The organism is Terasakiella brassicae (assembly GCF_014641495.1).
Lineage (GTDB): Bacteria > Pseudomonadota > Alphaproteobacteria > Rhodospirillales > Terasakiellaceae > Terasakiella > Terasakiella brassicae.
Genome location: NZ_BMHV01000001.1, coordinates 174,525 through 185,835, shown reverse-complemented (window position 1 = coordinate 185,835; position 11,311 = coordinate 174,525). Strand labels below are relative to the sequence as shown.

Genomic DNA, 11,311 nt, shown 5'->3' with positions numbered 1-11,311 from the left:
TTCAGCCCTTCGTAAACAGATACCAGGTGATCAGGATAGCGACACCTGCCAGCATGACAAATGCATAGTGGTAGAGGTAGCCGGTTTGCAGTCGGGATGCCTTACCGGCAATCGCCTTTGTCGCACGGGCAAAGCCGTTGGGACCGACACCGTCGATAAGTTCTTCATCACCGCCCTTCCAGAAGCCGCGACCCAGATAAAAGGCCGGACGGACAAACAGGAAGTCGTACAATTCATCCCAGTACCATTTGTTGAGCAGGAACCTGTACAGGCCGGAGAACGTACTGGCCAGTTTTCCCGGAAGACCCGGTGCAGCCAGATACAGGACATAAGCCAGACTGATACCGATCACACCGACAACCAGCGGCAGGTATTTAACCCACGCAGCCACATGGTGCGCATTTTCAAGACCCGGGTGAGACGGCAAGATCAAGATGGCGTTGTTCCAAAACTCGGTCGCATTGTGACCAACAAAGTTTTCGTACCCCAACCAACCGGCAAACAAGGCACCGGCTGCCAGCGGGATCAACGGCAGGATCATAATTTTCGGGCTTTCATGAACGTGGGCCAAGACGACCTCGTCTGCACGGGATTTGCCGTGGAAGGTCATAAAGAGCAGACGCCAGGAATAGAAAGCCGTCATAAAGGCCGCGCCAATCCCCATCCAGTAAGCGAAAACGCCAACGGAAGTGTGAGAGGCATAAGCCGCTTCGAGCACGATATCTTTGGAGAAGTAACCGGCAAAGGGCGGAATACCAGCCAAAGCAAGGTTACCGATCCACATCAATGCGTAAGTCACCGGGATCATTTTCCAGATACCGCCCATTTTACGCATATCCTGTTCGTCGGACATGGCGTGAATGACAGAACCTGCACCCAGGAACAACAGCGCCTTGAAGAAGCCGTGCGTCATCAAGTGGAACACACCAGCAGAGTAAGCAGAAACACCACAGGCGAAGAACATGTAACCCAACTGCGAACAGGTGGAATAGGCAATCACGCGTTTGATGTCGTTCTGTACGCAACCGATTGTCGCAGCGAAGAACGCGGTTGAAGCCCCAACGATGGTTACCACGTTCAGCGCTGTGTCTGAATATTCAAACATCGGCGACAGACGCGCGACCATGAAGACACCGGCCGTAACCATTGTTGCCGCGTGGATCAAGGCAGACACAGGTGTCGGACCTTCCATCGCATCGGGCAGCCATGTATGCAGGCCTAGCTGGGCTGATTTACCCATAGCACCGACGAACAACAGCAGACAGATGATTGTCATGGCGTGCCATTCGGTACCAAACAAGGTGATAACCGTATCGGCATGTTCAGGAACAGCTGTAAAGATTGTGTCGAAATCGGCAGAACCGAACAACAGGAAGGTTGCAAAAATACCCAAAGAGAAACCAAAGTCACCCACACGGTTGACGAGGAAAGCTTTCATCGCCGCCGCGTTTGCAGACGGTTTGTGATACCAGAAACCAATCAACAGGTAAGAGGCCAGACCTACACCTTCCCAACCGAAGAACAGTTGCAGCAGGTTGTCGGCTGTGATCAGCATCAGCATGCAGAAGGTAAAGAGGGACAGATACCCCATGAAACGCGGGATGTTCGGGTCATGCGACATATAGCCGCAAGAATAAACATGCACCATAGAGGAGACACCGGTGACAACGATCATCATAACAGCTGTCAGCGTATCGAAACGCAGAGCCCATGAAACGTCGAATGTACCGGATTGAATCCATGTGAAAAGATGAACCGTCTTCGCGTTACCGTGAAGGCCAACGTCGAAGAAGATCGCAATAGACAGTGCGGCAGAGATCAACATACCTGAACAGGTCACGATCTGCGCCAAACGGTCATTTGCTTTTCGCTTTTTCTCGTCTTCCGGCGTAAAGAGCGCAAGCGTGCCTGCGATCAAGAAGCCGACGAGAGGCAGGAAAATAGCTGCAGTATACATACCCTAGCCCTACCCTTTCATCGCGTTGATATCTTCGACCGCGATAGAACCACGGTTACGGAAGAAGACTACAAGGATCGCCAGACCAATCGCAGCTTCGGCAGCAGCAACAGTCAGAACGAAAATCGAGAAGACCTGCCCAACCAGATCCCCAAGGAATGAGGAGAAGGAAACCAGGTTGATGTTCACGGCCAAGAGGATCAATTCCACGGACATGAGGATAACAATCATATTCTTCCGGTTCAGGAAGATACCAAGTACCCCAAGTGTGAAAAGGATAGCTGCAAGGCTGAGATAATGTGCGAGACCAATTTCAAACATTATACACCCTTTCCAGTTTCGACCTTTTTGAACTCGGCCACATCAGCAACATTAACGTTCACCTGATCGGCAATAACCTGACGGCGAACGCCTGCGCGTTTGCGGTGTGTCAGAACGATTGCGCCGATCATCCCAACCAGCAGGATCAAACCGGCAGATTGGAAGAGATAGACATAGTCCGTATAAATGATCGCACCCAACGCATGTGTGTTGGTCATGGTTTCAATTGCCGGTATGGGGGCTGCTGCCGCCTTTGCAGCTTCGGGCGCAAAATGCCAACCCCCGGCAACAACGGCAATTTCAGCCAGCAGAATAATACCGATCGTTGCCCCCAACGGCATGTATTGCAAGAAGCCTTGGCGCAGTTCCACGAAGTTGATGTCGAGCATCATAACCACAAAGAGGAACAACACCGTGACCGCGCCGCAATAAACGACAACCAGCAACATGGCGAGGAATTCAGCGCCCAAGAGGACGAACAGGCCGGCCACATTGAAAAAGGCGAGAACGAGGAACAAAACCGAGTGAACCGGGTTTTTCGCAGTGATAACCATGACGGCACTTGCCACGGTCATCGCCGCGAAAAGATAGAAAGCGAGCGCTTGTACTACCATGCGACCCCCTGGCCGGTTTTCCGGCTATTCAGGATATTTACAAATAAAATCATATTTCTTTTCCCAACCCCCTTCTTAGCGATACGGCGCATCAAGGGAGATGCGGGCTGCAAGTTCAGTTTCCCAACGCTCACCGTTCAAAAGAAGCTTCTGTTTGTTATACATCAGTTCTTCACGTGTTTCGGTGGCGAATTCGAAGTTCGGACCTTCGACAATGGCATCTACGGGACAGGCTTCTTCACAGTAACCACAGTAGATACATTTTGTCATGTCGATGTCGTAACGCGTGGTGCGACGAGAGCCATCGTCACGCGGTTCAACTTCGATGGTGATGGCTTGTGCCGGGCAAATCGCTTCACACAATTTACAGGCAATACAGCGTTCTTCACCATTCGGGTAACGACGAAGGGCGTGTTCCCCGCGAAAACGCGGTGATAACGGACCTTTTTCAAACGGATAGTTCAGCGTCACTTTCTGCTTAAACATATAGCGAAAAGTGATCCACAGACCTTCGAGCAGTTCTTTCATGAAGAACGCGCGAGCTGTACGAGACATTAAACTCATCTTTCAGTTCTCCTTACTGCATACCCGGTGCGAAACCGCCATAGAAGGCAACGCCGGCATAAAAGATGACACCGATCAACGAAGTCGGGAGGAAGACTTTCCAGCCCAGACGCATCAGTTGGTCGTAACGATAACGCGGATAAGCCGCACGAACCCAGATGAAGATAAACAGCAAGAAGCAGACCTTCAGGATCAACCAGATCGGACCGGGGATGAAATCCATCCCGAACGGTGCCAACCAACCGCCCATGAACAGAACAGCAGTGAACCCGGCCATCATAATCATGTTGGCGTATTCACCCAGGAAAAACAGGGCAAATGCCATCCCGCCGTATTCAACGTTATACCCACCGACCAGTTCGGCTTCCGCTTCAGGAAGGTCAAACGGGTGACGGTTGGTTTCCGCCAGAACGGAGATAAAGAAGATAACAGCCATCGGCAGCAGCGGGAACATGTACCACATGCCTCGTTGTGCTTCGACAATGTCATTCAGGTTCAAAGAACCGGTGAAGACCAACACGGTGATGATAATGAAGCCCATAGAGACTTCGTAAGAGACCATCTGCGCAGCTGAACGAAGCGAACCGAGGAAGGCGTATTTGGAGTTAGAAGCCCAACCCGCCATGAGGATGCCGTAGACACCCAGACCGGAAACCGCAAACAGGTAAAGGACACCCACGTTGATATTTGACAGGACCAAAGTATCGCTGAACGGAATAACCGCCCAGGCAATCAGGGCCAAAATCAAGGTCAACATCGGTGCGATGATGAAGACGCCACGGCTGGCGCCGGTCGGAATAACGATTTCCTTAAGGAAAAGTTTCAGACCATCGGCCAGCGGTTGCAGCAAGCCCCACAGGCCGACAACGTTCGGACCGCGACGCAGGTGCATGGAGCCAATGACTTTACGTTCAGCCAATGTCAGGTAAGCAACGCCACCCAACAGCGGAAGAACGATGGCCAGAACCTTAATAACGGTCCAGACCGTCGGCCAAAGATAACCGTCCCAGAACTCAGCCATTTGTACCAGTCCTTTGTTTCGGGTTGATCAGGGCCTCGGTACATTCTGCCATCGTTTTGGAAACGCGGCTGACCGGGTCCGTCATGTAATAGTTATGAATGGGTGAAGTCAGCGGTGTTGCCGCGATATCGCCTTTGACACCGAAGTTTTCCCACTTTGCGGGCTGAACTTCATCCGGGGTTGCAAATGTCGGGCTGACTTCTACCAGCTTGGCGCGAAGCTGTACCAGATTATCAAACGGCAGTTTTTTGCCGATGACTTCGGACAGTGCTCGCAGGATCGTCCAGTCTTCTTTCGCCTCACCCGGTGCAAAGACGGCCTTGTAACCATATTGCATGCGGCCTTCGGTATTGACGTAAGTCCCGTCTTTTTCCGTATAGGCACAACCCGGCAGGATAACGTCTGCGCATTGTGCACCAGCATCCCCGTTGTGACCTTGATAGATGACGAAAGAATTGCCAAGCTTCGTTGTGTCGATTTCATCGGCACCCAGCAGGTAAACGACTTCCGCACCGCCATTGACGATTGCGGCGGTATCCAATCCACCTTCTGCAGGCACAAAGCCCATTTCCAAACCACCAACACGGGCTGCTGCAGTGTGCAGAACGTTAAAGCCGTTCCACTCATCACTGACAAAGCCATATTTATCGGCAATTTCCTTAACCAAGGCGAGGATTGCAGCGCCGTCTTCGCGGGCCAGTGCACCTTGACCAAGGATCAACATCGGCTTGGATGCGTTTTTCAAGGTTTCCGCATACGGGTTGGACCCGTCCAGAATAGCTTGAAGAACGTCTGCTGTGTCACCCAGATAATCTGTTTTGTATGTCAGATCGAAATTCGGGCCAACAACGGCCGGTTTGAAACCGTGATTGATGTAACGTTTGCGAAGGCGTGCATTGATAATCGGTGCTTCCCAACGTGGGTTGGACCCGATAATCAGGCAGGCATCCGCCTCATCAATTCCGGCGATGGTGGTGTTGAACAGATAGCTTGCGCGAACGCTTGCATCCAGTTTCGCACCATCTTGGCGACAATCGATATTTTTAGAACCCAATGATTCGGCCAGAAGTTTCAGCGCGAACATGGCTTCTGCATCAACCATATCACCGGCCAGTGCAGCAAACTTGGATCCATCCAGACCGTTTAATTTGTCCGCGATAACCGCAAAGGCTTCTTCCCATGTCGTGGGCTGAAGCTTACCGTCTTTGCGTACATACGGACGATCAAGGCGTTGTTTGGTCAAACCGTCAATGGCGTAACGGCCTTTATCAGCCAGCCATTCTTCGTTGACGTCCTCGTTCAAGCGCGGCAGAACGCGCAGAACCTCGTTGCTGCGGGCATCCAGTCGGATGTTTGTCCCAACAGCGTCGAACACGTCGATACTTTCGGTTTTCTTCAATTCCCACGGACGGGCGGTGTAAGAGTAAGGCTTGCTGGTCAAGGCCCCAACCGGGCACAGGTCAACAAGGTTACCGGCCAATTCCGTTTCAATTGCTTTTTCTACATACGTTCCGATTTCGGTGTAGTCACCACGGTAGGTGCCGCACATATCGGATGTACCGGCGACTTCCTCGGTGAAACGCACGCAACGTGTGCAGTGAATGCAACGGGTCATAAAGGGACGGATAATCGGACCGAAGTCTTTATCCGGCACCGCACGCTTGGCTTCTGTGTAGCGGCCTTTATCGCCGCCGTAAGCCATCGCCTGATCCTGCAGGTCGCATTCACCGCCCTGATCACAGATCGGACAGTCAAGCGGGTGGTTGATCAACAGGAATTCCATCACACCTTCACGTGCTTTTTTGACACGTTCGTTATCGGTGTTGATGACCATCCCCTCGCCTGCCGGCATCGCGCAGGAGGCAATTAGTTTCGGCGCTTTTTCCATTTCAACCAGGCACATACGACAGTTACCTGCAATGGAGAGACGCTCGTGGTAACAGAAACGCGGAACTTCGATACCGGCTTGTTCACATGCTTGCAGCACGCTCAAACCGTTTTCGACTTCGATTTCGTTACCGTTAATTGTCAGCTTGGGCATTCATTAATCTCCTAAGCTGCTGCGTTCTTTGCTGCCTGATAGGCAGCAATACGAGCTTCCATTTCCGGACGGAAATGCTTGATAAGACCTTGGATCGGCCAGGCAGCGGCATCGCCGAGGGCACAAATCGTGTTGCCTTCAACCTGTCGTGTGACAGCTTCGAGCAAATCAATTTCTTCCACTGTGGCATTGCCAATGACCATGCGGTGCATCATACGCTGCATCCAGCCGGTACCTTCACGACACGGTGTACACTGACCGCAGCTTTCGTGATGATAGAAGTCAGATAAACGGGTAATCGCCTTGATCACGTCAGTGTCTTTCTTCATCACGATGACAGCTGCTGTCCCCAGACCGGAACCATGTTCGCGCAGACCATCGAAATCCATGATTGCGTTATCACATTGTTCCTTGTTCATGACCGGAACGGAGGACCCACCCGGAATAACAGCCATCAGATTGTCCCAACCGCCGATGACGCCACCACAGTGTTTTTCCAGAAGTTCACGCAGGGTAATCCCCATTGCATCTTCAACAACACAGGGGCGTTCAACATGACCGGAAATACCGTAAAGCTTGGTACCGGAGTTGTTGGGGCGACCAATGCCGGCAAACCAGGACGCGCCGCGTCGCAGGATTTCCGGGGCAACCGCGATAGATTCAACGTTGTTTACAGTCGTCGGACAACCATAAAGACCGGAACCTGCCGGGAACGGCGGTTTCAGGCGCGGTTGACCTTTTTTACCTTCCAGGCTTTCGATCAGGGCGGTTTCTTCACCGCAAACGTAAGCACCGGCACCGCGATGTACGTAGAAATCGAAATCCCATCCGTGAACGTTGTTCTTACCGATCAGTTTGTTTTCATAACATTCGTCGATTGCGGCCTGCAAAGCTTCTGCTTCACGGACAAATTCACCACGAATGTAGATATAACAAGCATGTGCCTGCATAGCGAAGGAAGCGATCAAAGCCCCTTCGATCAAAGTGTGCGGATCATTACGCATGATCTCGCGGTCTTTACAGGTACCGGGCTCACCTTCGTCGGCGTTGATCACCAGATAATGCGGGCGATCACCGACTTCTTTCGGCATGAAGCTCCATTTAATACCAGTTGAAAAGCCTGCGCCACCGCGCCCACGAAGACCGGAAGCCTTCATTTCGTCGATGATCCAGTCTTTTCCTTTTTCAAGAATACCTTTTGTGCCGTCCCAGCAACCGCGGGATTGCGCGCCTTTAAGACTTTTGTCTTTCAGGCCATAGATATTCGTGAAAATGCGATCCTTATCACTAAGCATTAAGCATCTCCCGTCAAGCTGGTCGGCTCACCAAGCGGTGCAGCCCCGTTACGACCATTTTGCGGGCCCGGCTTCGGTGTTTTGCCGGAACGCAGATCATTAATGATCCGGGCGGCATCTTCACCTGTCAGGTCTTCGTAATAGTCGTCGTTGATTTGCATCATCGGTGCGTTCGAACAGGCCCCCAGACATTCCACTTCAGCCAGTGTGATCAGGCCATCGACCGATGTTTCACCTGTCTGGATTTCTGCTGTTTCCTGAATGGCCTTGACGATATCGTCAGACCCACGCAGCCAGCATGAAATGTTGGTGCAAACCTGTACATGATGTTTCCCGACAGGTTCTTTGTTGAACATGGTGTAAAAGGTTGCAACCTCATAAACCCGCACCGGTGCCATGCCCAGCATGTCGGCAACGACATCCATTGCGGCAGTCGGCAACCAGCCGTACTGGCGTTGTGCCAGATCCAGCAGCGGCATACAGGCGCTTTGTTGTTTACCTTCCGGATACTTAGCAATGTGTTGCTTGGCAAGTTCCAGATTTTCCGGCGTAAACTCGAAACTGTCCGGTTGTTGAATATTCATATTACTCATCGATCAATCTCACCGAAAACGATATCCAGAGAACCGATGTTAGCCGTAATATCGGCCAGCATGTGCCCTTTGGAAAGGAAATCCATAGCCTGAAGGTGAGCAAACCCCGGTGCGCGAATGTGGCAACGATAAGGTTTGTTGGTTCCATCAGAAACGAGATAAACGGCAAACTCGCCTTTCGGTGCTTCAACCGCGCAGTATGTCTCGCCCGCAGGCACCTTGAAGCCTTCGGTGAACAGTTTGAAGTGGTGGATCAACGCTTCCATAGACGTTTTCATTTCCGCACGTTTGGGCGGTGTGAATTTATTGTCTGTGCATTTGATCGGTTCACCGACACAAGCATCCAGTTTGTCACAGGCTTGCTTGATGATTTTGCAGGTTTCGTACATTTCCAGCATGCGCAGGTAGTAACGGGCAAAACAGTCGTTTTTACCTTTGCCGACCGGAATGTCGAAATCAAATTCTTCATAAGAATCGTAAGGCTGGCTTTTACGCAAGTCCCACGGAACACCACAGCCGCGCAGGTTCGGGCCGGAAAAAGCCCAGTCCTGTGCATCTTCCAGCGAAATCTCGCCGATATCAACCGTACGCTGGCGGAAAATACGGTTTTCCGTCAACAGTGTCTCAATATCTTTAACGACTTGCGGGAAACGATCCGCCCATGCCCGAACGTCATCCGTCAGGCCAGCCGGAATGTCTTGTGCGACACCGCCGGGACGGAAGTAGTTCATGTGCATACGGGCACCACAGGCGCGTTCGCAGAATTCATAAAGAATTTCACGTTCTTCGAAGCCCCACAGGAACGGGGTCATCGCACCAACGTCCATCGCGTAGGAACAGATGTTCATCAGGTGGTTCTGGATACGACCGATTTCAGCATAAAGAACGCGGATATATTGTGCACGTTTGGGCACTTCCATACCGGTCAGCTTTTCAATCGCCAGACAGAACGCATGTTCCTGGTTTTGCGGCGCAACGTAATCAAGACGATCGAAATACGGCGTGCCCTGAATATAGATTTTATTTTCGAGTAGCTTTTCCGTACCCCGGTGCAAAAGACCGATATGCGGATCTGCGCGGTCAATAACCTCGCCGTCCAGTTCGAGAACAAGACGCAACACCCCGTGAGCCGCAGGGTGTTGCGGACCGAAGTTCAGGTTATAGTTTTTGATCTGATTGTTTGACATTAGGCATTGCCCTCCGCTTTTTCATCACCCGGCAGTTGGCCTTGCATGCCTTCCCACGGTGACAGGAAGTCGAAGCTGCGGAAATCCTGTGTCAATTTAACCGGTTCATAGACAACACGTTTCTGTTCGTCGTCATAGCGCAATTCGACATACCCTGTGAGAGGGAAATCTTTGCGCAATGGATGACCTTCAAAACCGTAATCGGTCATAATGCGGCGTAAGTCCGGGTGTCCGTCAAAATAAATGCCAAACAAATCCCAGGTTTCACGCTCAAACCAGCCAGCGGCGCTGAAAACATCCGTTACGCTGGGAACAGCCGTATCTTCATCCGTGGTGACTTTAACACGCACACGCAGGTTATATCTGATGCTAAGGAGGTTGTAGACCACATCAAAACGTTCATCACGTGCCGGATAATCCGCACCGCAAACATCCATCAACAGTTTGAATTGACAGTTTGCATCGTCGCGCAAGAAAGTCAGAACCTTACAAACGGCATCACGGCGTGCGTTGAGGATCAACTCGCCGTTTTGAATTTCCGTAGATGTAATTTCCTGTGCCAGTTTTGCCGATATGATTTCGGCAAGTTCTTTTAAGGCTTCACTCATAGCGTTTACCCCCTTCCCTTAACGGAACAGCGTGCCAGTACGGCGGATTTTCTTCTGTAATTGAAGAAGACCGTACAGCAGTGCTTCAGCGGTTGGAGGACAGCCCGGCACATAAATATCGACCGGAACAACGCGGTCACAACCGCGCACGACAGAATAGGAATAGTGGTAGTAACCACCACCGTTGGCACAAGACCCCATGGAAACCACGTAACGCGGTTCTGCCATTTGGTCATAAACACGCCGGAACGCCGGAGCCATTTTGTTGGTCAAAGTACCGGCCACGATGATCACATCAGATTGACGCGGGCTTGGTCGGAAAACCATACCAAAACGGTCAAGGTCATAACGTGACATACCGGCGTGCATCATTTCAACCGCACAGCAGGCCAAACCGAAAGTCAACGGCCAAAGCGAACCGGTACGGGCCCAGTTCACCACTTTGTCCAATTGCGCAACGACGAAACCACGATCCTGGATTTCGTCGCTTACCGCTTTCAAAAGTACGTCTTGTTCCGTCCCTTGCGGGATGGGGGCAAGAGCTTGAGAACCGGGCTTGGAATTTACTCCCATTCCAAAGCTCCTTTCTTCCATTCATAAACGAAACCGATGGTGAGAACACCAAGGAACACCATCATGGACCAGAAACCGAAAACGCCAACCGATCCCAGCGAGATAGCCCACGGGAACAAAAAGGCGACTTCAAGGTCGAAGATGATGAAAAGGATGGCAACCAGATAAAAACGAACGTCGAATTTCGTACGTGCATCTTCAAAGGCTGCAAAGCCGCATTCGAAGGCGGCGTTCTTTTCCGTATCCGGGCGCTGTGGCACCACGAGATAGGAACCGCCGATACATACCGCGCTAAGCCCGATGGCAATTACGAGGAAAATGATAATCGGCATATATTCTTGCAGGAGTGCTTCCATTGTAGCGTTCCTTTAATGCCTTGACAGACCGATCTTTTAAACTAAGTCCCCTCATATGGGAACCCGTTCAAAGGGGGGCAACCGTGCAAGGCCGTTTAACAAACAAATAAATTTCTAAAGAGAAATCCGGTGATCAAACGTCGCAACAAGCAAATTTTGAAAAGTAAGAACCTCCCCTTTC

At 51.4% G+C, this 11,311-nt stretch carries 12 protein-coding genes; all 12 read right to left on the bottom strand.

All coding sequences use genetic code 11. From position 1 onward, the window contains the following. Position 1: 1 nt before the first annotated feature. The 12 genes from nuoL to IEW74_RS00810 all read right to left on the bottom strand — a co-directional run bounded on the left by nuoL (position 2) and on the right by IEW74_RS00810 (position 11,130). Positions 2-1,957: an NADH-quinone oxidoreductase subunit L gene (nuoL, locus tag IEW74_RS00865; protein ID WP_188660074.1), complete on the bottom strand. Its 1,956-nt coding sequence runs from the start codon at positions 1,955-1,957 to the stop codon at positions 2-4. Between the two features lie 9 nt (positions 1,958-1,966). Continuing rightward, complete coding sequence (gene nuoK / locus IEW74_RS00860; protein ID WP_188660071.1) at positions 1,967-2,278, bottom strand: NADH-quinone oxidoreductase subunit NuoK; 312 nt, start codon at positions 2,276-2,278, stop codon at positions 1,967-1,969. Next, positions 2,278-2,892: an NADH-quinone oxidoreductase subunit J gene (locus IEW74_RS00855; RefSeq protein WP_188660068.1), complete on the bottom strand. Its 615-nt coding sequence runs from the start codon at positions 2,890-2,892 to the stop codon at positions 2,278-2,280. Before IEW74_RS00855 ends, nuoK begins: the two co-directional genes overlap by 1 nt. Positions 2,893-2,967: 75 nt before the next feature. After that, positions 2,968-3,456 (bottom strand): NADH-quinone oxidoreductase subunit NuoI, encoded by a 489-nt coding sequence (gene nuoI, locus IEW74_RS00850; protein WP_188660065.1) that lies wholly within the window; start codon positions 3,454-3,456, stop codon positions 2,968-2,970. Between the two features lie 13 nt (positions 3,457-3,469). Then, positions 3,470-4,477, bottom strand: coding sequence for an NADH-quinone oxidoreductase subunit NuoH (gene nuoH, locus IEW74_RS00845; RefSeq protein ID WP_188660063.1), 1,008 nt, complete (start codon positions 4,475-4,477; stop codon positions 3,470-3,472). Further along, positions 4,470-6,518, bottom strand: a complete 2,049-nt coding sequence (gene nuoG / locus IEW74_RS00840; protein WP_188660060.1) for an NADH-quinone oxidoreductase subunit NuoG — start codon at positions 6,516-6,518, stop codon at positions 4,470-4,472. The genes nuoH and nuoG overlap by 8 nt, the downstream gene beginning before the upstream one ends. Positions 6,519-6,529: 11 nt before the next feature. Further along, a complete protein-coding gene (gene nuoF / locus IEW74_RS00835; RefSeq protein ID WP_188660057.1) occupies positions 6,530-7,813 on the bottom strand; it encodes an NADH-quinone oxidoreductase subunit NuoF in 1,284 nt (427 codons plus the stop codon). Next, positions 7,813-8,406 (bottom strand): NADH-quinone oxidoreductase subunit NuoE, encoded by a 594-nt coding sequence (gene nuoE / locus IEW74_RS00830; RefSeq protein WP_188660054.1) that lies wholly within the window; start codon positions 8,404-8,406, stop codon positions 7,813-7,815. The genes nuoF and nuoE overlap by 1 nt, the downstream gene beginning before the upstream one ends. Beyond that, positions 8,403-9,593 carry an NADH-quinone oxidoreductase subunit D gene (locus IEW74_RS00825; protein WP_188660051.1) on the bottom strand — a complete coding sequence of 397 codons (1,191 nt, stop codon included), beginning with the start codon at positions 9,591-9,593 and terminating at the stop codon, positions 8,403-8,405. Before IEW74_RS00825 ends, nuoE begins: the two co-directional genes overlap by 4 nt. Further along, positions 9,593-10,201, bottom strand: a complete 609-nt coding sequence (locus IEW74_RS00820; RefSeq protein WP_188660048.1) for an NADH-quinone oxidoreductase subunit C — start codon at positions 10,199-10,201, stop codon at positions 9,593-9,595. The genes IEW74_RS00825 and IEW74_RS00820 overlap by 1 nt, the downstream gene beginning before the upstream one ends. An 18-nt stretch (positions 10,202-10,219) precedes the next feature. Continuing rightward, positions 10,220-10,774, bottom strand: coding sequence for a NuoB/complex I 20 kDa subunit family protein (locus tag IEW74_RS00815; RefSeq protein WP_188660045.1), 555 nt, complete (start codon positions 10,772-10,774; stop codon positions 10,220-10,222). After that, positions 10,765-11,130, bottom strand: a complete 366-nt coding sequence (locus IEW74_RS00810) for an NADH-quinone oxidoreductase subunit A (RefSeq protein ID WP_188660041.1) — start codon at positions 11,128-11,130, stop codon at positions 10,765-10,767. The genes IEW74_RS00815 and IEW74_RS00810 overlap by 10 nt, the downstream gene beginning before the upstream one ends. Positions 11,131-11,311: the final 181 nt, after the last annotated feature.

What these genes read in the sequence shown, in the direction of transcription:
- IEW74_RS00820 (WP_188660048.1), bottom strand. Translation starts at nt 10,201, where the DNA reads ATGAGTGAAGCCTTAAAAGAACTTGCCGAAATCATATCGGCAAAACTG.
- IEW74_RS00815 (WP_188660045.1), bottom strand. Translation starts at nt 10,774, where the DNA reads ATGGGAGTAAATTCCAAGCCCGGTTCTCAAGCTCTTGCCCCCATCCCG.
- nuoE (WP_188660054.1), bottom strand. Translation starts at nt 8,406, where the DNA reads ATGAGTAATATGAATATTCAACAACCGGACAGTTTCGAGTTTACGCCG.
- nuoK (WP_188660071.1), bottom strand. Translation starts at nt 2,278, where the DNA reads ATGTTTGAAATTGGTCTCGCACATTATCTCAGCCTTGCAGCTATCCTT.
- nuoI (WP_188660065.1), bottom strand. Translation starts at nt 3,456, where the DNA reads ATGAGTTTAATGTCTCGTACAGCTCGCGCGTTCTTCATGAAAGAACTG.
- IEW74_RS00855 (WP_188660068.1), bottom strand. Translation starts at nt 2,892, where the DNA reads ATGGTAGTACAAGCGCTCGCTTTCTATCTTTTCGCGGCGATGACCGTG.
- IEW74_RS00825 (WP_188660051.1), bottom strand. Translation starts at nt 9,593, where the DNA reads ATGTCAAACAATCAGATCAAAAACTATAACCTGAACTTCGGTCCGCAA.
- nuoH (WP_188660063.1), bottom strand. Translation starts at nt 4,477, where the DNA reads ATGGCTGAGTTCTGGGACGGTTATCTTTGGCCGACGGTCTGGACCGTT.
- nuoG (WP_188660060.1), bottom strand. Translation starts at nt 6,518, where the DNA reads ATGCCCAAGCTGACAATTAACGGTAACGAAATCGAAGTCGAAAACGGT.
- nuoL (WP_188660074.1), bottom strand. Translation starts at nt 1,957, where the DNA reads ATGTATACTGCAGCTATTTTCCTGCCTCTCGTCGGCTTCTTGATCGCA.
- IEW74_RS00810 (WP_188660041.1), bottom strand. Translation starts at nt 11,130, where the DNA reads ATGGAAGCACTCCTGCAAGAATATATGCCGATTATCATTTTCCTCGTA.
- nuoF (WP_188660057.1), bottom strand. Translation starts at nt 7,813, where the DNA reads ATGCTTAGTGATAAGGATCGCATTTTCACGAATATCTATGGCCTGAAA.